We start from the raw sequence: 21,722 nt of genomic DNA on the forward strand, positions 1-21,722 counted from the left end.
TCAGTGAGCCCTCCGGGGAGATATGTAACTGTCGATATAGGCCGGATTTTCGGCCATGATGCGGCTGTAAACTTCGATACCGAAGTCCACCCAGTCGCGCATCAGATCGCAGTAGTGATAAACGGGATGAGTCGGGTCTTCATAACGGGCGTAACTTTCGTGGTAACAGCCGCCTGAGCAGAGATTACGAATACGGCAATCTGAGCAACCGGTGTCGGTACGATCAAGCCGTTGTTCCAGGAACTCTCCCAAACGAGGCTTATCCAGACCAGATTGCACATCGCCAAAAGTATCCAGATCGGAACCGGTAAATCGGTGACACAAGTTCAGACCACCTTCGTGGTCTACCGCCAGCATGGCAACACCAGCACCACAGGGTAGTGCCTTCTTGTTGCCTTCATGCAAATCAGTAATCAGCTGATGCATATTGGAAAAACCGATATTGCGGTGTTCCAACGCCGCCTCAAGGTACTCGCGACCTAATGCCTTCATATTGGCAAAAACGTCAACCAGTTCCTCATTACTCAGGTTGTAATAGCTGATATCACCGGATGTCACCGGGGCAAAACCTACTTCAGCAAACCCCAGCTCATTGAACAGGTGATCCCAGATCTGTCGGATATCGGTAACCCCTTTGGTCAAGGTTACCCGGGCACCTACAGGACGAGACGGATACCGGGATAACAACATCTTAGCCTTACGGCTAACAACATCGTAAGTCCCCTGCCCACCGACAGTAATCCGGTTTTTGTCATGAATTGTTTTTGGTCCATCCATGCTGATTGAAAGTCCGAAACGATGCTCGCTAAGCCAGTCAGCAATTTCTTCGGTCAACAACGTAGCGTTGGTGGTCATAGTGAAATCAACCGGCTTATTCAGTTCAGCAAAACGCTGCTCCGAATAAGCAACTACCTCTTTAATCAGTGCCAGATTGGACAACGGCTCGCCACCGAAGAACACAATGTTATAGCGTGACTCATCCGGCGACTCTATCAGTAGCATTTCAATCGACTGTTTAGCCGTTTCAAATGCCATCTTTTTGCCCGCAGACGGCTTATCCAGATCTTCCTTATAGCAATAACTGCAACTCAGGTTACACCCGGTATTTACATTTAAAACCAGTGTATTGAGTGGAAATTCAGTGATCTTTTTAAGCGCGATCTCTGGTGTTAATGGCGATCCATCGGTAATCAGCTCCAGGGCGATCAGCTCAGCCAGTGTTTCACTGATCTGCTCTACCGAGAACTGCTGCTGTAACTCACTGATAATCTGTTCAGCGGTCTGCATCGGGCTGCTACGCAGCAGCCCTATCAGTTCAGCTGTCAGGCCATCAAGTTCAAACAGACTACTAGACGGAATATGGAACAACATCTGCCGGGAGCTTACGTCGACCAGGTGCAGGTTATTCTCTACCAGATTTAATTGGGCGCCCATAGAACGGCCCTCCTCACTTTTATTATTTTCATCATGCTGTCATTACTCACAGCATCTGTGATTTATAAGTCAGGTAAACCTTATGGCAGAGGTGGATTATTCCAGCGCTGAACGGTCACAATCATCTGAGCTTCAGCAGTCAGTGATTCACCCTGTTCTATAACATCGGCCACCACTTTCAGATTACCGGCATTATTGGTCGACATACGACGCTCTGGGTTTGGTCCGGCAGCTCCAGCAGTAAAGACACCGGTTTTCGCATTCATTGTTCCGGCAAAGTGTGTATCACGATCTGCTTCAGCTTGTGCATCAAAAGGCTCTACATGCCATTTGGCCGGCACAAAACCGATGCGCATGTCATCTTCAGTACCCGCCTGACCGTCTGAGCCATTGGCCCAGGCTTCAGCCTGGAAGTGACCATTAAATTTTGGTGTTGAGCCACCGTTACCACCCACCCGTGCTACCGAGAATTCAGGGATAACTTTAATGCTACCGATCTGATCAAACACATTGATCGTGGCACCATTGGCCTTACCCGCTTTAACCTTACGTTCACCGGGTGTTGCTGAATTAACCGCAGTTGCCTGAACAACCACTTTGTTTTCATCGCGGTAAAGCTCACTAACGACCTTAACGCCTTCACCTAAGGAGATATTCTTACCCAGGCCCGTACCCACTAGAGTCAGCACCTCTGTGCTGCCGGTACGAATATATTCAGGCTGAACAGACAACAATTTTTCGGTACTGCCCGCACGAACGGCCTTAAAATCCATGCCCGATTCATCATGAATCGTTTCAAACATTCGACCATTCAACTCAGTACCATCTGCCGACGCTGCGAATACCTGACGCATCTTTACACCGTCGATATTCAGATTGGCACGCCATTCATAACCGGTATATACAATGGCTGAGCCACCACCTTTCAATGCGGAGCCATCGGCATATTCACCATCAACTTTGACCTTATACTGATCACCTTTACCGCCGGCCACAGTCATCACACCACGGATATCACCTTTACCCGGCATCTGCGCACTAAAACTCCAGCTGCCGCTCATCAGTTGCTTATCCATGTTCTGCCACTTATCCCAGCTGGCCGATTGCAAAGGCAGGTTATTCGCCAGTTCCGGCACCATCTTTTTAAATGCCAGATCCATCCAGTCCCGATCACGGGCAAGCGCCTGATATTCCAACGTTGGCCACTGCCCCATATGGAAATGAACCAGATTTTCCCACTCTGATGCCGGACGACGTTGTAGCGCCACCCTGGCACCGGAATGGCAACGGGAGCACATTTCAGTGAAATCTGATGACTCAAAATTTTCCATGGTATTCAAGCGACGTTCCATCGCGTAACGGGAACCCGCTGTTTCTTCCGGCGCCAGCCCCTGCTTATCAGCAAAGTACTTGACCAAAGTACGGCGTTCTTCATCACTTACCTGAAGACCGTGCATTACCTGCATTCGAGCGATGGTCATTAACCATCCTTCAGGGGTTTTACGCTGGTGGCTCATACGACTGAACGTCGATGTATCAGCATTCTCTTCGGTATGACAGGCAAGACATTTTTCGCGGATTATTGATTCAGCATCGGCTGCGGCTTGCACAGTCCCCTGGGGCAACATCAAACCTGTGAGCAATAATCCACCCGCTATTTGGGGGAGTTTTAATTTCTTCATCAAGGCCAGACTCCTTTTATGTTTATTGTGGGGTAACGAAAAGCTACCCATAGTTCTGTCCTGCCCAGATATATTGCACAGCATATGCCAAAAACATAAAAACTATATTTTTCAATTAGATAGATAAAATAAGGGGATTTACTTACAGATGAACGGCTCGATAGAACTGTTCCATTCCGCGACAGGTTGTTCAGAAATGTAACACTGACCAACCGGGAGCCGCCGCATTGCAGGCTCATGATCAACACAGCCTTGCACTGACTTATTTTTTTACACTCTGTCTCATTGTAAAACAGTCCGCAGAATCCTGTTTATTCTAACAAAACCCTCAATAGCCTTTATAAATCAGTACTTTAAATCAGTTTATTCACTCTGGCATGACGCTTGCCACATTTAAGCAACAAAGTGTCAGACCATCGCAATCGACAGAGTGCCTGGCTGACTTGTTTTTAAACAGTTATCTCGAAACAAATATCTGCTAACAACAATAAGAAGGTTTAAATATGAGCGAATCACAACAGTCACCCTCTACAGCGGCACTGGACTTTATTCAACGTCAACATAAGTTTCTGATTGGCGATCAGTGGCTTGCTGCTGAAGATGGCCGCACTTTACCTGTTATAAACCCTGCTGATGGAGAACAACTGGCAACGGTTCCCAGCGGTACTAAAGCCGATATAGATAAAGCAGTAGCAATGGCGCGGCAAACCTTTGACGATTCAGACTGGAGCCGTATTAAGCCGGTTGATCGTCAAAAGCTGTTATGGAATTTTGCTGATCTGATTGAAAAAAATGCCGGACTTCTGGCTGAGATTGAATCCCTTGATAACGGTAAAAGCGTTGTTATCGCAGAACATGTCGATATTCGCCTGGCGGTGGATTTTCTACGCTACATGGCAGGCTTCGCAACTAAGATTGAAGGCCGTAGTGTTGATGTATCAGTACCCTTCATGCCAGATGCCCAGTTCCACGGCTATACCCGTCGTGAAGCAGTGGGTGTAGTCGGCGCCATTGTCGCATGGAATTTCCCACTGCTACTGGCCTGCTGGAAGCTGGGTCCAGCGCTGGCTACCGGTTGCACCGTAGTACTGAAACCCGCCGATGAAACCCCACTGACCGCTCTGATGCTGGGTGAACTGGCACTGGAAGCAGGCTATCCACCGGGCGTGCTGAACGTCGTGACCGGTACCGGTATTGAAGCGGGTGCGGCGTTGTCGCACCACCCGGATGTCGACAAACTGACATTCACCGGATCAACGGAAGTAGGTAAACTGATCGGTAAAGCGGCCATGGATACGATGACCCGGGTTACCCTCGAACTGGGCGGTAAGTCACCCACTATTGTACTTGAAGATGCCGATCTGCAGAACGCAGCAGCCGGTGCCGCCAATGCTATCTTCTTCAATCAGGGACAGGTTTGCTGTGCCGGTTCCCGCCTCTATGTACATAAGAAGCACTTCGATAACGTAGTTGCTGATATCTCCGATATCGCTTCAGGCATGACGCTGGGCGCAGGTTTGGATCCATTAGCTCAGATGGGGCCGCTGGTAAGTGCGAAACAACAACAACGGGTGTGTAACTACATCGAACAGGGGCGCAACAGTGGCGCTACTATCACAACGGGCGGTGGTGCAGTTGACGGCCCAGGCTTCTTTGTTAAACCAACTGTGATGGTAGATGTTAATCAGAATTCAAGTGTAGTGCAGGAAGAGATCTTCGGCCCGGTATTAGTGGCGATGCCGTTTGATGATATTGAAGAAGCCGTTCGTATCGCCAATGACAGTCAGTATGGTCTGGGCGCTAGCATCTGGTCCAACAACCTGTCGCAGGTGCATCGTATGATTCCACGCATTAAATCCGGCTCAGTCTGGGTAAACTGCCATACCGCACTTGATCCTGCTCTGCCATTTGGCGGTTATAAGCAATCGGGGCTCGGCCGCGAAATGGGTAGCGATGTGATCGAGCACTACACCGAAGTTAAATCGGTACTGATGAGCATCTAAAAAACTTGTCTGTACGCCAATAAAAAGGAGGCTTCGGCCTCCTTTTTTTATTGTGTTATCAAGCCCTTGCTGCCTGATTTGACGGACAATCTGACAAATTTACACACTAGTAATCATAATGCTCAACATTGCAAGGTAACTATACTTGTAACCACTCATTGAATATCAATCTAAATCTAAACTATTCATATCAACAATCTGAACTAGTCTTACTTAACCGCCCCGTTTCAACTTTTAAGTATCGTAATTTCGCTTATATTTAGCGGCTGTTTACGTAAAGCAAGGAGGCTAAAATGATATTCAACAAACGAATTCTGCTGGTATTGGATGGTGGAAATTACTGCACAGAAGCCTATAACCGGGCCAGACTACTCGCGAATAAAACTGACTGTGAACTTGAGCTGCTCTGGTTTGGAAAACCATCATCACAGCCTGAACTAAAAGAAAAGATAAAAGCTTATGACAATGCCGATCAGATATATCGACAGGTACAATCAACGGAGTTACTCAAGACTGTCCAACAACTCTGGGATGATGACCATTTCACTCTATTGATCAAAGGTTGCGATGACCGGCACAACGGCGAGTCAATGCTCACCCCTACCGACTGGAAATTACTCAGGCATACCCCTTGCCCGGTACTATTAATTAAACGCAGGCATGCCTGGCACGGTGAAAGTATTGTTGCTGCCATTAATCCGCTGAGTAGCAAAGAGCATCAAATACATCATGACCAGAGTGTACTCAGACTAGCATCATTTATCGCGCATCAAGAAAGCGCTAAATTGCAAACGGTGGTTGCGACCCCGGCCAGAATGCAAATGGTACCTGAGCTGCAAGTGCAGAAACTGATCGATCAACGGGCCCGTAGAGCAACCGTTGAATTAATGAATCAGCTGCAAATAACAACGCATCAACTACACATAGGACAAGGGCCTGCTGAGTGCTGGATAGCGCAGATTGCAGGAGAGCAGGATGCAGCACTGGTCATTATCAGTTCAAGGGGCCGCAGTGGCCTAAAAGGAGCTTTGTTAGGCAATACCGCAGAGCAACTTCTTGATCGTCTCGAGACCGATGTACTGGTTCTTAAACCTGGCCTGGCTGAACAGATGCCAATTTATCATTAACAAAAGAGTGATAGGCGTTTATTGAAGCCAGATTACACATCTGGCCCAAGGCTTGATCTTGCTTTTTTCTGGTCAGCTAACAACTGTGGGGGCAATGAGTAACACAACACCTGATGCCAGTATTTTCATGTGAATACGTTGAGTTGCGCCCCTTCCTTCAGCCTACGGGCTAAACAGATAGTTAAATAAAATGAGATGTTTTCGCCAAATTTATCCTAGTCTATACACAATTGGCTGACGCTATTCAGAAGCCGATGTACAGTCGCTTTGAAAACAAGTGCAGGAGATAACGCAGTGATCCAAACGAGATTTATGGTGTGTGTGCGTTTATGTCTGATTCTTTTTGCCTGGCTTCTAATTATGGCTGTGGCCCATCACGTATTACACGCTAATTCTCAATTCGTATTGAAGCTCCTTGCTCATCCTATCCTTACAATTTTGGCCGCAGTTGGAGGATTAAGCGTCTTGATTTACTTCATAATTTGGAGCCTGCCGAAGGCTGAACGACCAGGTTGGAAGGGTGGTTTAACTATTGTGGTTTGGTCGGCATTGATAGTTATAGGGCACGGTGTGTCCCATCTAGGCGAAAGTAATGCAGAAGCTGTTCTTAATCAACTACAGGATATGATGGGGATGGTTGGATTTATCCTTTTAGCCTGCATGTATGCACTGTTTTTGGCCATGCCCTTTGTTGCTGGAGTAGAAATTGGATTATTAATCATGGCCATATTTGGTGTAACAGGGGTATTAGTAGCCTATGGAGGCACTCTGATCGGACTTAATCTCGCCTATGGTGCAGGAAGGTTGTTACCTCCTTCGCTGCTACAAAAGTGGCTACAAAAATTTGGGTTGCAGCATAAGGCCGAAGACGTCGATGATCTCTTAGAACAGCTGGTAAGAGGGCAAACATGGTTATGTCGCTTAGGAGAAGTTCTCCTTCGAAACCGTTATGTAACTCTTGCAGTGTGTTTGAACTTTCCTGGCAATAGCGTTATTGGCGGTGGTGGGGGGCTATCTTTACTTTCGGGAATGAGTAAACGATTAATTACCTGGCCTTATTTTCTGATGATGACTGCGATTGCAACTCTACCTATTCCTCTATTGGTATTATTTGGTTTCCTAAATATTGATAGAGTGACAGAGCATAGTGGTTGGCTTCATGATCTACTCGATTTTCTTTATAGCTGGCTGCCATTAACCTGACCCTACGCAACTCCAGTGTACCTTCTAACGGGGAATAATGTCTCCTCATGGCTACCAAGCAGACACTAAAAAAGAGCCGTAGAATATCAAATCTACGACTCCTCAATGTTATTCCTCAGAGCACACAAAGCACACCTAAATTGAACCGGCTATCGCCCTCCTGAAGGCTCTTAAATTAATTGTTTATGAAACCTGAGGTAACTTGTTGAATTGCTAAGCGGCTCAATTACTCAGGTTTTATTTGTTCAGATAAAAAGAGCTGCTATGTAGCAGCTCATGATTTTCCGGGATTGTTCTGCCGGTTTTATCCGATAATGGGCGCCAGAGGTTTGATCTGCTCACGACTACAGATATATTCCGGTCTCGGGGGCTGTTCACAAAACGGAGCAACCACTTGATTGCTGACCGCGTTATAGACAAAAAACACATTTGAACGAGGCTCAGGAGTAATATTGCCGTTAGAGCCATGCATGATATTACAATCAAATATGATTACGCTGCCAGGTTTACACTTTGCCGTCACAATCCCCCCGCTCTTCACCATATCTTCTAACTGAGTATCTGAGGGCACACCATATTCCTGCTTCTTGAGCGAAGCCTGAAAGTGATTGTCTGGCGTCTCTCCTGCACAAGCGGCATATTGACGATGAGATCCCGGAATAAGCATCAACGGGCCGTTATGTTCAAAGTTTTCGGTCAGTGTAATCGACATACTTAGCGCCCGCATTCGAGGCATACCATCTTCTACATGCCAGGTTTCAAAGTCTGAATGCCAGTAAAATTCCTTACCTCGAAAACCAGGCTTATAGTTCAGGCGAGACTGATGAATATATACGTCATCATTAAGAATATAACGAGCCAAATCCGCTAGCCGCTTATCAGCAGCCAGCGTACTGAATGCCGGACTGTTTTTATGCACCCGAAAAATAGACCGTACATCGCCACTTTCAGGCTCAGTGATTGTTTCTCCAGACTCTTTTACAGCATCATCACTGAGCAGTCGTTTAAGCTCCTGTTGAAACGCTTGTACTTCAGTGTCTGAAAATAGCCCCTCCAACACCATAAAACCGTTTTCTGCATATTCCCGGATCTGCTGCTCAGAAACAGGCGCTACCTTATCCTTGGGTGCATAGACAGTCGGATCCTGACGCTCAACCCATCGTTCCTGACCTTGACGGGAGGGATAGAGATCTGTCGGCTGCTCTTGGCTTGGCATAAAAGTATCCTCTTAAATTTATTATCAGGCCGATACTGCTTCAGCTTCCAGTTCATAAGCACCTTCGGTGTTATGGACCTCTTTTCCGTTTAGCGGCGGGTTGAACACACAAGCCATCTGCATCTCTTCGAACGCGCGTAAAATATGTTTATCGTGCTTATCAAGAATATAAAGCGTACCCGGCTTAATCGGGTATTTCTTACCATCAGACAAGGTTTCAACCTCGCCTTCACCCGATACGCAGTAAACGGATTCCAGATGGTTCTGATAATGCATCTGAAAATCAGCATCCTTATAAATGGTCGTGATATGGAAGGAGAAGCCCATATTGTCATCTTTAAGAAGCATTCGGGTGCTTTCCCAGTTCCCGTCTGGAGATACAATTCGACGATTACTTTGCTCTGCTGTCTTCAAGTCACGAACTATCATCATTATTCCTTCATTCAATCATTCTGTTACTTTGCCGGGCTGTAACAAGATCACCATGTCCTCACTACCAGAAACAGTGACCACTTCATCAGCCGGAATCATTAATTCTTGTTGCGGTTCTAAGCGCACAGGGCGGGAGCGTGACATCAGGCGAATCAATCCTGACCCACTGATACAACGAAGCTGATATCTCCGCCCATGTTCCCTATCAGGCAGGAGTACACGCTCTCCTTTCCAGATATAAATCAGCCCCTGATTTGTCCTACTCAACTAGCAAGATCGACCGGATCGAAATACTTCTTCTGTTCAGGAATAGAGTCTTCTGTAGCACAGACCTCCCGTACAGCTTCTTCAAGAATATCGATGCCTTTAGCCAGGTTCTTTTTATCGATGATGAGCGGGCAAAGAAGCTTAACAACATGATCATCTGCACCGCTTGTTTCGATAATCAAACCTTTCTGAAATGCCTTCTTGGTAATCCTTCCAGCCAACTCACCGTTGACACAGTTGATACCCTGGAACATGCCGCGACCACGGGTAGTGAAGTTGCCGTCACCGTATTCTTCTACTATCTCAGCCAGACGATTGGCGACAAAACGACCTTTACTCATAATCTCTTTGGCGAAAGTATCATCAGACCAGTAGTGATCAATGGCAGCTTTAGCGGTTACAAAAGCAAAATTATTACCCCGGAAGGTACCGTTGTGTTCACCCGGCTTCCACTGGTCCAGTTCTGGTTTGAACAGAACAACGGCAAACGGCAGCCCGTATCCACCCAGTGATTTCGACAGTGTAACGATATCTGGTTTAATACCGGATTCTTCAAAGCTGAAATAGGTTCCTGTACGGCCACAACCAGCTTGAATATCATCGACAATCAGTAACACTTCGTGCTTTTTACATACCTGATCCAGGCGCTTGAGCCACTTTATGTCGGCGGCATTGATTCCACCTTCACCCTGAACCGTTTCCACAATGACTGCTGCAGGCTTATCAATACCACTACTGGAATCACTCAGTACTTTGTCCAGATAGACGGTAGTATCAATATCATCACCCAGATAACCGTCATAAGGCATACGGCTAACGCCACTCAGGCTAACACCCGCTGCCCCCCGATGATGCGAGTTACCGGTCGCCGCCAGCGCGCCCATGCTCACACCATGAAACCCATTGGTGAAGCTGATTACATTCTCACGTCCGGTGATATTACGCGCCAGCTTTAAGGCAGCCTCAACCGCATTAGTACCTGTAGGTCCGGTGAATTGCATCACATAATTCAGATCACGGGGCTTAAGAATTTTTTCATTGAAAGCCTCCATAAATTCGCCTTTTGCTTTGGTATGCAAATCAAGTCCATGGGTGATGCCATCGCTATGGATGTAATCTAATAACTTTTCCTTAAATATCGGGTTGTTATGCCCGTAGTTCAGGGTTCCGGCACCGGCCAGAAAATCGAGGTACTGATTACCATCCTCATCATACAAGTGCTCACCTTGCGCTTTATTAAAGATACGCGGAAACGCACGGGCATATGATTGAACTTCCGATTCAATCTCTTCGAATATTTTCATAACATACTCTTAAATAGTAAATTTTATAATTTGTTTAGAAGGGCGAAGTATCAGCGTACTAAAGGGCCGATTCTGGCAAGTAATTCAGAATCATGCTCATCGTTGAAGTGGGTAATTCGATCAAACATCACTGAACGTTCAAGAGGGGCATTAAAGTGCTCTGCCAATCGATTAAACAATGCCCATGAGGCATTGTTAGTTTCAGTAATTGTTGTTTCCAGATGGGTAATAGCGCAATTTTCATCACGCTCTATCAACTGATTAAGCATCTTGCTTCCAAGTCCGAAACCACGGGCTTCTGAGCTAACAGCAACTTGCCATATGAATAAGATTTGAGGATTATCCGGTTTTCGATAACCACTGATAAATCCTAAAGTAGTCCCCTGCTTTTCAGCAATAATAGAAGTGTCAGAAAAATGACTGCACTGCAGTAGGTTGCAGTAACAGGAGTTGCTATCTAATTCAGGGGTTCGGGTAATAAGCTGATGTACTAACTGACCATCTTCTGCGGTGGGTTTGCGTAAAATTACGCCAGAAATATTCATTGCATCCCTAATAAATTGAATTGCTAAAATTTAGTATTACTAATATTTAGCATTGCTAAGCTTTTCTTTATTATAAAACATACTAAAATGTGTTTAACAACCCATACCTGCTTATATATTGAACAAAAAGGCAGGTAAATTAGTTAGCAATACGAACAAACACAACTAAAGCATCATTGATTGATCGATAGATAAGAAATCCAAATATACGTAGAATGGCCGATTAAAAATCAGCGCAGGAAAATCGATGGAAAATAGCCAGAAAGCACTTGTACTGCTGCGACAGATCATTCGGTCAACTGATATGCAGGATAAGGAGATCAGCCGCAGAACCGGGCTCACTCCAGCACAACTAATGCTGATGCAAACACTGCGGGAAAATTTGCAACTAACAACCGGTGAACTGGCTAAAGAGATGGCTTTGACTCAGGCCACCGTCACCAGCATTCTGGATCGTCTTGAGAAAAAAGAACTTATTGCCAGACAACGTGGAACAGAAGATAAACGTAAGGTATGGGTAAGCCTCACCGACGATGGTGTTGAGCTGATGAAAGGTGCTCCTACCACTCAACAGGACCTGTTTGTCCGTCACTTCGAAGACATACAGAACTGGGAACAATCAATGGTCGTAGCAAGCCTTGAGCGAGTCGCTTTCATGCTCAATGCTCAGCACCTGGATGCAGCTCCTTTGTTAGATATAGGCCAGCTGGATCGGGCGCAGAACGATCACTCAAAAAACTAAATTTACTGCAAATAAAATTGTCGTAGACGATTAAGTCTACGACTGTTCTGTGCCACTCTCTAATAAACTATTTGCCTGACAGCATTGCTTTAGCGTTCCGTGCAAAAAATCTGACTCAGGCTCTTATCCAGTTGTTTTGTACCAGCCAGCGTTCCATACCGATATTCAGCTCAGGCGACAAACCTAATGGTTCCAAACAAGCCGCGACGCTTTCTCCATCCCCCCTGCTCTGCAATGCTTTAACAACGGGCGCCATAGCGATGCCATTAAGATGCCAGATACCTAACGGCTGATCATTGGTAATCACCACATCCTGCTCTTCAATCAAGCCTTCGCTGACAACGGGCATACGAACCACTTGCAGTGAATCCGGATCGGTATCCTGATGCAGAGGCTCTACATCGGGCCAGTTACGTCGTGTAGCCCAGAACGGATTATCCCAATAGCGCTCTTCTGATGCATAAAAATCCCGGCCTATACGGGCAAAACGGAAGAACAGATGATTAACCCGCTGCTGGTAGAACTGTTTTGCCAATTCTGCTTTTGCTGGCTGTTTAAGCAATGTATTAATCACTGCAGGTGCTTGCAGTGCACTGGAGAGCGCCTGAAAAATACCGTTGCCGGATAACGGATCTACCGCCATTGCCGCATCACCCACCCTGATCCAGTTAGCCCCTATCGCTTCTTTACATAAAACAGGTGTACTGGTGCGGGCATGAATAACACCGGTGGCTTCAGCGGTTTCTAAAAACGGCTGAGCACTGGAAAGACCGGACAGTATGTTATTACAGTGGTCGATCAACTGTGCTTTATCCGGCAAATCAGCTGTCGCCACATCAAAAGTCACTTGTAGATAGCGGGTACCATCGGACCAGGCCGCCATCCAGGCCCAGCCATCCTCAAAGCTTTCCGCTGCAGACTGGGGCTTACAAGGCTCGCCCTGCCAATATTGCAACAGGGATACAGTTTCACTGCCACGTAAACGATCAAGTCCGGCAGCCGGCGCACTGCGACCCCGGGCCTCCACCAGAAAATCAGCTGAAATACCCCCACAAGCTGAATCTTTAATCTCTATTTCATGACCACTATCACTTGAACTGACCTTAGCAGCCCGGCCAGTAATTACCTCAACACCTGCCGCTTGCAGGTCTTGCAAGATACCACTATCCAACTCACTTCGATTGATCAGCATCTCAGTATTGGCGCTGTTAGTAGCACCATTCCAACTGGCATTCCGGGGTGAAGGTTGAGGCAGATTAGCTAATGCCTGCGTAAAACCGGCATTACGTAAACCTTCCACTACCCGCTCAGAAATACCTTCAACCGCTTTAAACGGTCTCGGTTCTGCAATCACTGTCATCTGATAACCCAGTTTTTTCAAACCTAAAGCGGTAGCCCCACCCGCAGGACCGCCACCTAATACGACAATTTTGTATTCTGTTTCCATCGGTCCTGTCCTCCATTGTTCCGGGTTATCATGACTGTGCCGGTTCATTGAGATTGCGACTGTTTGGCATCAGGAAAACGCACTTCTGCACCAAAGAAATCAGCCTGTTGTTGCAACCAGCTATCTACCGCTTGCATCGAGGTATCCCCAGCTTCATTCAGGTAACGGCCTATATGGCCTGCCATCTGAGCACAGCCGGCACTGGCTCCGATGACCCCGTTACGGGCTTTTACATAACCACCAAAGTCCGCATATTGGGTGCGCAGGCAAGAGATCTGATCGACACGACAACGGGCATCTCCGGTCATCCTAAACACGCCCGGGTAAGCTGCCGGATATACCGGATCACCTTTAGCCGGCGTAGATGCACAAAGGATTACACCAGCCGCAATCGCTTTTTCGCAGGCAATACGTAGGTTATCCCTATCATTGCGTAGCCCCAGGCTCAGATTAATAACTGCTGCACCCTGCTCCACCAGCCAGTCAATGGCCGCTGCCACTTGCGCCGGTGTTGTGCTTAAGCGCTTGGAAAATATCTGAGCGATCGCAAACTCAGCATCCGGAGCTTGTTCAGCGATCACTTCCAACAGCGCTGAACCATGCCCTAACTGGTCATCCGTAACGGGGCCGGTAACAATCCCATCGTCAAAACTGAATGACTGTGTGACCCTCACCTGATCAACGCCAGTTAACGGTGAATGGGCAAAGCCATAACCGCTATCAACAATACCGATCAGCACCTTTTTTTCAGCCGTATTACCCGTCTCTTTAGTAGCCATTTCAACCAGCCTCCGGTAACGGGTTTTCACTAATCAACTGCCCATCAGTCAGTGCTATCCGCACATCGGCATTAGCTAAGGTAGATGCTCTGTGACTGATCAGAATCCGGGTACGGTCTGCAAACACCCGGTTCACATTGGCAATCACTTCAGCTTCTGTTGCTTCATCTACCGCCGAAGTGGCCTCGTCAAGAATAAGAATAACGGGCTTTTGAAGAATCGCCCGGGCAATAGCGACCCGTTGTTTCTGGCCACCGGACAGTTGACTACCCCGTTCGCCTAGAGGCGTATCTAAACCCAACGGCAAAGATTCAACCAGTTCTGTCAATTGAGCTTGTTTTACGGCGTCATTGATCTGGTCATCGGTCGCATCAGGTGCCGCATAGCGAATATTTTCTGCCAGTGAGCCTCGAAACAGAGTGATATCCTGGCTCACTAAAGCAACCCGCTTACGCAGCGCCATCGGTGCCAGTGTTTTAAGATCAATATCATCGATCGTGATCCGGCCATGATCCGGATCGTAATAACGCATCAACAGATCAATAACCGTTGATTTACCTACCCCGGATGGACCTGTCAGGGCAATACTCATGCCCGGAGGAAACTGAACACTGGTCTGACTAAGAATCGGATCTTCACGCTGTTCATAGCTAAACGAGACCCGCTCAAACCTGATTTCACCTTTAAGTTCCTGAGGCAGGACTACTGGCACCTCAGGCATTTCAATATCAGGCGCTGCCCGGCGCAGGTCCATTACCCGGTCCAGGCTGACCGACATACGTTGAATCGCAACATAAAGACCTAGCAGGCTTTGAACCGGGCCGGTCGCCATACCCAGATAAGTAGAAAAAGCGATCAGAGAGCCGAGCTGCCACTGCCCCTCAATCACCCAGTAACCACCGATCAGAAAAGCGGTCGCCCGGGTCAGCGAGGTTAATGTACCGGGAATTGCCTGGGTAAAGAATTCGGTGACCTGCAACTTTAAAAGATCAGTCAGATAACTATCACTCAGCTTATTCAGCTTACGGGATTCCCGCTTTTCCTGGGACACAGACTGAATAAACTTCATTGCCGGCAAGGTTTCGACCAAAAACGAACTCAGATCAGCAGAACGCTCACGGATTACCCGGGTTTGCCGTTCAACCTTACGTCGCATCCAGCGTAGCCAGAGCACTTCCAGAGGAATCAATACCAGCACCAGCAAGGACAACTGCCAGGACAGGGTCACCAGTAGCACCAATGCGCCGACCAAGCCCAGCACACTGCTTAAAGCCGAGAACATGCTATCAACGGCAAAGCGCTGTATCTGAGATACATCACCGTCAAGCCGCGATAGTATGTCACCTATACGACGCCCCCCATAGAACTGGGGTGACAAGGTTTGTAGATGCTCATAAAGATGTTCGCGCAGGGAGAAAAGAATTTTGCCCGACAGGCGGGTATGCAGATAACGGTTGATACCAGACAGTGCAGTACTGGCAATGCCTACCAGAATCATCGCGATAGCCATAGTAACCAGCATGCCGTAGTCTTTGGCCAGCAAACCATCGTCTATCAGCATTTTGGTTAACCAGGGTTGCAGCAACACCATCGCTGAACCAAATACAGACAACAGCATCAGGCCGATAATCGCTTTTGATTGCGGCTTTACAAAGGTATAAAGCCAGCGAAATGCGTCTTCTAACCGCCCCCGGTCCTGACCGTCAATTGCGGCACTTAGCCATCTAAACATTATCTTCTCAGTTGTTATTATTTTTAATGTGTAAAAGGTTTTTAAAGCACAAAAGGGCTGTCATCGGACAGCCCTTTCCTTGTTAGGGAAAACCCTAGCTATAGCTGTAAGTTACACGCCTTACAGTAAGCGTGCAATACGCAGATCAGAAGTCGACATATCACCACTTAGCTGGATCGATCCGATCTTCTCCAGAGTGTCCGGATTATGGATCGAAATGTCACTGGACGTACCGCCAATATAGATAGTGCGATCACGATCCATATTGATGCTATAGAAGGTATGATCCAGGTCGGTAATAGCGACAGTCTTATTCTGACTAAGATCGTGCTTTGACAGCTGATTGAATGCACCATACAAAATATTGCTGTCAGCAGGATCAGTAATCCAGTTGAACACAATAAATTCAAATGGCACGGTTTCCCGTTCATCAACCTCACCGGTAGCAATATCGATGCGGCTCATGCCCCACCAGAATTCAGCCTGTTCCATGTCCCCTGGTGCGCCGTTCCACTTAATAGTGAAGTACGGCATGATGTACTCCCCTACATGCTCACCCTGGGTAAACATTGCAAAAGCATCAGGTGGAATCCAGTCTGCGCCGCGAGCCCAGCTTTGCAGAGCGCTCAACACGCGGGTTTCACCATTCTCTGGGTTAATCGCTTTAATATCAGCGCCACCCAGAATGACTTCACCATTTTCCATGGTCATGATCTTGGTAATACGACGATCAACCGGGAAAGTACGTACTGATTTAGCATCCATACCATCTTCGGTATTGAATACCGCCAGGCGCGGGGCCAGGACCTCATAGCGGTCATTCAGCTTGCGGGTAGGATTCTGAACCGTGTACAGCTCTTTACCATCACCACTAATCGCCAGCGAGATAAAGGTTTTAACCTTCTCACCGTTTTGCGATTGTTTAGCTGAGAAGGTTATCTCGCAATTAGTGATATCAAAGCCGTATACATCCTCTGCACCATTGGTTAGTACATAGGCTGTACGACCATCCGGTGAAGGCTGTACAGCACCTGTACCAAAGGTTCCAGGCACATCACAGCTACGTAATACCTGCTTGGTTTCAGTGTCGATCACATGAAGCTGATTTGGTCGGGTCACTGTTAACAGATATTCGTGACCACCGGCCTTCATACCATTCAGTGCACTGCTTTGATTCATAGCACAGCCTGATAACAGTGCTACGCTACCCGCAGCCCCCAGCAACGCTGCCGCTTTAAACATTTTAGAAAATTTCATCTGCGCCTCCGTTACTTCTGCTCTTCAGGGAAAATGCCATCCAGCTTACGCCAGTCTTCATTTGCTTTAGCCACATCTTTTGACCATTCAGGGTACTGACTCATAGTGTCTGGTACCTGAGCCGGCCACCAGCAGGCGTCCGCACAACCATAGAGATCAGATTCCATCGGCTGGCACAAAGAGCCCAACCCACCAAAGGGATCAACTTCCCAGCCCGGATCATTGGTGGAGGTACAACCCACCACAGACTGCATCGCTACAACTTCTTCCACTTCATTCTGTGAAGTGGCCTGGTCGAGCATTTTCGCTTTCTTATTAAACGACTTGAGATGTTTCATTATTTGTACTCCTAAAGGGCTTATTCACATTAACGGCCATTAGCGTGAGGCCCTCGGTGTCACATGGGCTTCGAAAAAGCCCGGATTTTCTAGCATGATGCGAGTGTACGCTTCCACACCAAAGTCGACCCAGTCGCGTAACAGGTCACAATAGTGATAGGAAGGCACAGTGGCATCACCGTATTTGGCATAACTTTCGTGATAACAACCGCCAGAACAGATGTTTCGGATACGACAGGTTTCACAACCTGTTTCAGTACGATCCAGCCGGGTTTCGACAAACTCCGCTAGCGCAGGCTTATCCAATCCGTCACTAACATCACCAAACAGTGGCTGATCTGAACCGGTAAACCGATGACATAAATTGATGCCGCCCTGAGTGTCTACCGCAAGTAGCCCAACACCCGCACCGCAAGGTAACTGTTTCTTGTTACCTTCATGGATATCGGTCATCAGCATATGCATGTTGCCGAATCCCATATTGCGGCCCTCAAGCGCAGCAGCAAGATACTTCCTGCCCAGACGTTTCATACCCGCAAATACTTCAACCATTTCGTCAGAGGTCAGGTTAAACGAGCTAATATCACCGGAAGTCACAGGACCAAAACCGACTTCCGAAAAGCCAAGATCCTGATACAGATGATCGAAGATCGCTTCCACATCAGTAATCCCCCGGGTCAATGTAACCCGGCACCCTACCGGCCGTGATGTATAACGAGACAGCAACATCTGTGCTTTCTGTTTCACCACTTCATAGGTACCCTGGCCACCGACAGTAATCCGGTTTTTATCGTGCATCGCTTTGGGCCCGTCCATCGAGATGGTCAGACCGAAACGGTGCTCGTTAAACCAGTCCACCAGCTGCTCATTAAGCATGGTGGCGTTGGTGGTCATGGTGAAGCTGACATCGGCTTCCAGATCGGCAAAACGCTCTTCACAATAAGCCACTACATTGCGGATCAGTGTCATATTGGTCAGTGGTTCTCCGCCGAAGAACACAACGTTGTACTGACGCTGGTCGGGAGACTCTTTAAGCATCATCTCCACTGACTGCACCGCTGTTTCATAGCTCATCTTGTCACCCTCAGACGGAGTGGTCAGATCTTCTTTGTAACAGTAGGTACAGCTCAGGTTACAACCGGTATTAGTGTTCAATACGATGGTCGTCAACGGAAACTGATTAACCGGCTTAGGCTCAATATTAATCTGTGCCTTATTGGCAGCAACCGTTTCAGCGTCAGCAACGATCTTGAGTGTCTTAAACTCTTCGAGGGTATCCACCACTTCCCCGGCATTAAAGCGGCCATCAAACCGCTCACGGATCTGTGGTGCAGATACTTCCCGCTGCTCCGAGAACAGTTCGATAAGTTCCCGGCTCAGATCATCCAGTTCAAACAGACTGGATGTTGGAACATGGAACAGCATCTGCCGCGCCTCTACATCCACCAGATGCAGGTTCGGTTTAACCAGAGTTAAAGATCCCATATCAGCCTCTTTTTTTGTTATTGGTCCAGGCTTTTCGTAAAAGTCTGTTATTGGCAGTTGTTATCAGTACAACAATTACTGAATCGCTCGTTTGATAAAGGTGGGTACAGTCACCAGCAGGTGCGCATCACTCTCAACCGCGTTATCACCATCCATCACCTTAGCAACCACTTTCAGGTTACCAACATTGTTGGTAGAGAATTTACGCTCATGATTCAAACCTGCATCGCCCGGCGTAAATACACCGCTGCTGTCAATAGACCCTGCAAACTGCAGATCTTTGTCATGCTCAGCAACTTCATCAAATGGCTGCAAAGACCATTGCGCTGGCATATAACCCAGACGCATATCATCTTCCGTACCTGGCTGACCATCTTTACCAGCACTGAATGCCAGAGCCCGGTAGCTAGACTTAACTTTCGGTAACTTACCGCCATTACCACCGACACGAGCGATGGATTCATTAGGCGTTACCTGTATTGAGGCAACCGCATCATAAACGGCCAACTGAGCATTTGCCTTAGCACTACCAACAGCTACATTACGCAGACCTACAGAAGCAGTAGCAGACGCTCTTGCCAGTACCACAACACGATCAGCATCACGTGACAGTACTTTTACGACCTGAACACCATCGCCCAGAGATACAGAACCCTTCAGCCCACTACCAATAATGGTTATTTTCTGTAGCTGGCCCTGTTTAATCGCAGCGGGAGACAGCGCAACAACCGCTTTACCAGCAACGGCTGTTACTTCACCGCCGATCTCATCATGTGCACTCTGATACATACGACCGGTCATCGCTGAACCGTCTTCAGACGCCGCCATTACCTGGCGCATTTTCACACCATCAACCGCCAGACTGGCACGCCATTCATAACCGGCAAACACTTTCGCGCTACCACTGCCCTGCAACTTTTTGCCGTCAACATAATGGCCTTGCAGAGTCAGGGAAAAATTATCTTTTGCTGTTTCAGTAACGGTCAGTGTTGCACTGTAGTCACCTTTGCCTGGCATAAAGCCAGCTACACTCCAGCTGCCAGTCAGATCTGGCTTTGCCATCTTCTGCCAGTTAGCCCAGGCCGGATCATTAAAGGCGTAATCGGTTGCCAGCTTTGGCGCTACATCGTTATAAGCGATGTCATACCATGAGCGATCTCGTGCCAACGCATGTAGTTCTGTGGTTGGATTGATCGCCATATGCGTGTTTACATGTAACTGCCATTCACCCAATGTACGGCGCTGCAGGCCGAAGCGAGCGTTGGAGTGGCAGCGGGCACACATTTCAGCATATGCCGGGTCCACGTCCTCAACGACATTTGGCTTCTGTTCTAATACATAACGATGCGGTGCTGTTTCTGATGGTGCCAGCCCCTGGGTATCAGACAAATACTTAATAACTGCCTGAGTCTCTTCATGAGAGATCACCAGCCCGTTAAGCCGTTGCATACGATTAATGGTCATCTGCCAGCCTTCTGGGGTTTTCCGCTGTTGGCTAATGCGAGAAAAAGGAGCCTCCGGATCACCTGTCTGGGTATGACAGAGTAAACACTTCTCCTGTATCAGCGTCTCACCATCCGCAGCTGATGACACCGCAGGGGTCAGCATAGCCCCCATCAGAGCCAGTGCACTGCCGCTTAGCAGCGCCCGCTTGGATTTATTATTATTCAAGGCCAATCACTCCTGTAACAATTGTTTTCGCAGCATCTTAAGAACGAAAGATGCAGGCCCTTATTTTTTTTATTACCTCAACCTTTTGGCTGATTGCAGCTTAAGTTACCCCTCGGGTGTAAATGAATTTCTGGTTATTTGTGCTAAGTTGTAGTCATATGTAACAAGATGTAACACACAAACATCAACCTTGACTATAACTATTTGAAATTACTAAATAAATAATAAATGCCCTGATTTATGATTCGCTTTTATCAACCCACAGCAGTTGCTAGACTCAGATGCACATAATCAGCCCACTGGGATTTTTATAATTAATTGATGGTAATTAGTCTATGAACAACTCACCGGACAGTCCGCATATCCTGATCGTAGAAGATGATTTTGCTTCCCGTGCTTTACTGGTGAGTTATTTTGAAAACGAAGGCTATCGTGTCAGTGATACTGATAACGGTGATGACCTCTGTCAAAAAGTACTCAACGAATCAATTCAGTTAGTACTGCTGGATATTAACCTACCAGGTAAAGACGGCATGACCCTTACCCGTGAACTTCGCTCAGTGTCGCGGGTCGGCATCATTTTAGTGACCAGTAAAGGTGATGAAATAGATCGAATTGTAGGCCTGGAGATGGGGGCTGATGACTACGTCACTAAGCCATTTAATCCCAGAGAGCTTCTGGTACGAGCGAAAAACCTTTTATGGCGGGTGAACGAGCATCCTCCGTTAGGTAGCGAAGTGAGTTCGACGTTGCTGAATTTTGAAGGCTGGTCGCTGGACAGTAAAAAACGACTGCTAACCACCCCGGCTCAGGTATCTGAACGCCTGCCCGAAGGTGAATTCAAATTATTACACTCCCTGATAAGCAATCCCGGACAGGTCCTCAGCAGAGACCAGCTTATGGATGCTATCCATGATCGTGAATGGACACCCAACGACCGCTCCGTTGACGTGATGGTAGGAAGATTACGGCGCAAACTTAATGATAACCCAGCAGATCCCCACTTTATTCTTACTGCACATGGGGCCGGATACGTATTTGCCGGCGAGCTTAACTAA

At 47.5% G+C, this 21,722-nt stretch carries 19 protein-coding genes; 5 read left to right on the forward strand and 14 right to left on the reverse strand.

Annotated elements, in window-relative coordinates:
• Together peaB (EHS89_RS19140) and peaA (EHS89_RS19145) are read right to left on the reverse strand one after the other, a co-directional pair.
• A complete protein-coding gene (peaB, locus tag EHS89_RS19140; RefSeq protein WP_124927779.1) occupies positions 1-1,434 on the reverse strand; it encodes a quinohemoprotein amine dehydrogenase maturation protein in 1,434 nt (477 codons plus the stop codon).
• An 80-nt stretch (positions 1,435-1,514) separates the two neighbouring features.
• Positions 1,515-3,116: a quinohemoprotein amine dehydrogenase subunit alpha gene (gene peaA, locus EHS89_RS19145; RefSeq protein WP_124927780.1), complete on the reverse strand. Its 1,602-nt coding sequence runs from the start codon at positions 3,114-3,116 to the stop codon at positions 1,515-1,517.
• Between the two features lie 503 nt (positions 3,117-3,619).
• On the opposite strand from peaA (EHS89_RS19145), the gene EHS89_RS19150 reads away from it, so the two are divergent.
• The 3 genes from EHS89_RS19150 to EHS89_RS19160 all read left to right on the forward strand — a co-directional run bounded on the left by EHS89_RS19150 (position 3,620) and on the right by EHS89_RS19160 (position 7,449).
• The gene (locus EHS89_RS19150; protein ID WP_124927781.1) at positions 3,620-5,119 is read left to right on the forward strand and encodes an aldehyde dehydrogenase family protein; all 1,500 of its coding nucleotides are present in this window, start codon (positions 3,620-3,622) and stop codon (positions 5,117-5,119) included.
• A gap of 293 nt (positions 5,120-5,412) precedes the next feature.
• Positions 5,413-6,246 (forward strand): universal stress protein, encoded by an 834-nt coding sequence (locus EHS89_RS19155; protein WP_124927782.1) that lies wholly within the window; start codon positions 5,413-5,415, stop codon positions 6,244-6,246.
• 294 nt (positions 6,247-6,540) lie between these two features.
• The gene (locus tag EHS89_RS19160) at positions 6,541-7,449 is read left to right on the forward strand and encodes a hypothetical protein (RefSeq protein WP_124927783.1); all 909 of its coding nucleotides are present in this window, start codon (positions 6,541-6,543) and stop codon (positions 7,447-7,449) included.
• 304 nt (positions 7,450-7,753) lie between these two features.
• Here the strand turns inward: EHS89_RS19160 and thpD are convergent, their stop codons facing one another.
• From thpD to ectA, 5 genes are all read right to left on the reverse strand, one after another.
• A complete protein-coding gene (gene thpD / locus EHS89_RS19165; RefSeq protein ID WP_124927784.1) occupies positions 7,754-8,665 on the reverse strand; it encodes an ectoine hydroxylase in 912 nt (303 codons plus the stop codon).
• A 24-nt stretch (positions 8,666-8,689) separates the two neighbouring features.
• Complete coding sequence (locus tag EHS89_RS19170; RefSeq protein WP_124927785.1) at positions 8,690-9,094, reverse strand: ectoine synthase; 405 nt, start codon at positions 9,092-9,094, stop codon at positions 8,690-8,692.
• An 18-nt stretch (positions 9,095-9,112) separates the two neighbouring features.
• Positions 9,113-9,241: a hypothetical protein gene (locus EHS89_RS21525; RefSeq protein ID WP_268239393.1), complete on the reverse strand. Its 129-nt coding sequence runs from the start codon at positions 9,239-9,241 to the stop codon at positions 9,113-9,115.
• A 119-nt stretch (positions 9,242-9,360) separates the two neighbouring features.
• Positions 9,361-10,668 (reverse strand): diaminobutyrate--2-oxoglutarate transaminase, encoded by a 1,308-nt coding sequence (gene ectB / locus EHS89_RS19175; RefSeq protein WP_124927786.1) that lies wholly within the window; start codon positions 10,666-10,668, stop codon positions 9,361-9,363.
• 50 nt (positions 10,669-10,718) lie between these two features.
• The gene (gene ectA, locus EHS89_RS19180; protein ID WP_124927787.1) at positions 10,719-11,213 is read right to left on the reverse strand and encodes a diaminobutyrate acetyltransferase; all 495 of its coding nucleotides are present in this window, start codon (positions 11,211-11,213) and stop codon (positions 10,719-10,721) included.
• Between the two features lie 247 nt (positions 11,214-11,460).
• Here ectA and EHS89_RS19185 point away from each other — a divergent pair, with 247 nt between their 5' ends.
• Positions 11,461-11,955, forward strand: coding sequence for a MarR family winged helix-turn-helix transcriptional regulator (locus EHS89_RS19185; protein WP_124927788.1), 495 nt, complete (start codon positions 11,461-11,463; stop codon positions 11,953-11,955).
• A 115-nt stretch (positions 11,956-12,070) separates the two neighbouring features.
• On the opposite strand, the gene qhpG is transcribed toward EHS89_RS19185, so the two are convergent.
• The 7 genes from qhpG to peaA (EHS89_RS19220) form a co-directional block, all read right to left on the reverse strand.
• Positions 12,071-13,402 (reverse strand): flavin-dependent monooxygenase QhpG, encoded by a 1,332-nt coding sequence (gene qhpG / locus EHS89_RS19190; protein ID WP_124927789.1) that lies wholly within the window; start codon positions 13,400-13,402, stop codon positions 12,071-12,073.
• Positions 13,403-13,446: 44 nt separating this feature from the next.
• Entirely contained in the window at positions 13,447-14,181 is a 735-nt protein-coding gene (qhpE, locus tag EHS89_RS19195) for a subtilisin-like serine protease QhpE (RefSeq protein ID WP_124927790.1), read from the reverse strand.
• 1 nt (position 14,182) lies between these two features.
• A complete protein-coding gene (locus tag EHS89_RS19200) occupies positions 14,183-15,913 on the reverse strand; it encodes an ABC transporter ATP-binding protein (protein WP_124927791.1) in 1,731 nt (576 codons plus the stop codon).
• A 120-nt stretch (positions 15,914-16,033) separates the two neighbouring features.
• The gene (peaD, locus tag EHS89_RS19205) at positions 16,034-17,170 is read right to left on the reverse strand and encodes a quinohemoprotein amine dehydrogenase subunit beta (protein WP_124927792.1); all 1,137 of its coding nucleotides are present in this window, start codon (positions 17,168-17,170) and stop codon (positions 16,034-16,036) included.
• An 11-nt stretch (positions 17,171-17,181) separates the two neighbouring features.
• Positions 17,182-17,508 (reverse strand): quinohemoprotein amine dehydrogenase subunit gamma, encoded by a 327-nt coding sequence (gene qhpC, locus EHS89_RS19210; protein WP_124927793.1) that lies wholly within the window; start codon positions 17,506-17,508, stop codon positions 17,182-17,184.
• A 39-nt stretch (positions 17,509-17,547) separates the two neighbouring features.
• Positions 17,548-18,993 carry a quinohemoprotein amine dehydrogenase maturation protein gene (gene peaB / locus EHS89_RS19215; RefSeq protein ID WP_124927794.1) on the reverse strand — a complete coding sequence of 482 codons (1,446 nt, stop codon included), beginning with the start codon at positions 18,991-18,993 and terminating at the stop codon, positions 17,548-17,550.
• 75 nt (positions 18,994-19,068) lie between these two features.
• Positions 19,069-20,664: a quinohemoprotein amine dehydrogenase subunit alpha gene (gene peaA / locus EHS89_RS19220; protein ID WP_124927795.1), complete on the reverse strand. Its 1,596-nt coding sequence runs from the start codon at positions 20,662-20,664 to the stop codon at positions 19,069-19,071.
• A gap of 335 nt (positions 20,665-20,999) precedes the next feature.
• Between peaA (EHS89_RS19220) and EHS89_RS19225 the strand changes: the two genes are divergently transcribed.
• Complete coding sequence (locus EHS89_RS19225) at positions 21,000-21,722, forward strand: response regulator (protein ID WP_124927796.1); 723 nt, start codon at positions 21,000-21,002, stop codon at positions 21,720-21,722.

Source organism: Amphritea balenae (genome assembly GCF_003858655.1).
GTDB classification, from domain to species: Bacteria; Pseudomonadota; Gammaproteobacteria; order Pseudomonadales; family Balneatricaceae; genus Amphritea; species Amphritea balenae.